Annotated in this window: 1 protein-coding gene; it reads left to right on the forward strand. The window is 42.6% G+C overall.

What is annotated here, in order from left to right; translation table 11 throughout:
- A partial coding sequence (locus BN338_RS09515; protein ID WP_039761625.1) for a helix-turn-helix domain-containing protein occupies positions 1–198 on the forward strand: 198 nt, incomplete at its 5' end.
- Positions 199–444: the final 246 nt, after the last annotated feature.

The raw sequence follows: 444 nt of genomic DNA on the forward strand, positions 1-444 counted from the left end.
TCCTCATCCAGCGTTCAACATATCTGGACACGGCCCAATGAGAAAGCCGAACGTGCTATTGCCGATTTTATCGGCTTGCCCGTTGAGCAAGTCTTCTTTGAGCGCTACCCCAAAAGTCGCCGTCGCATTTTTAAAGCAGCAAAACACGCGAATACGGATTCGATAAAGCATTCCACATTGCGTGGTAACGCTGCTTAAAACTGTGTTGGCTTTGCGTGTTAAACGCATTTGCCATGAATTTCATTACCATAAGATAAAAAGGTTTATCAATGTCTAAAGATCAAGACGAAATAGGCAAGGTAAATTGCATAGCGTTGTATCATGGGGCAGCCATTTGGATGGGTTTGTTTTCCATAGGTGGTGATCAGATTAGCTTTATAGGAGGTGATTATGGTTGCTACTTATAATTTATGGACGCCCGAGGCAAAAAGAGAAATCTTCAAT

This window comes from Bartonella queenslandensis AUST/NH15, from assembly GCF_000312585.1.
GTDB lineage: Bacteria > Pseudomonadota > Alphaproteobacteria > Rhizobiales > Rhizobiaceae > Bartonella > Bartonella queenslandensis_A.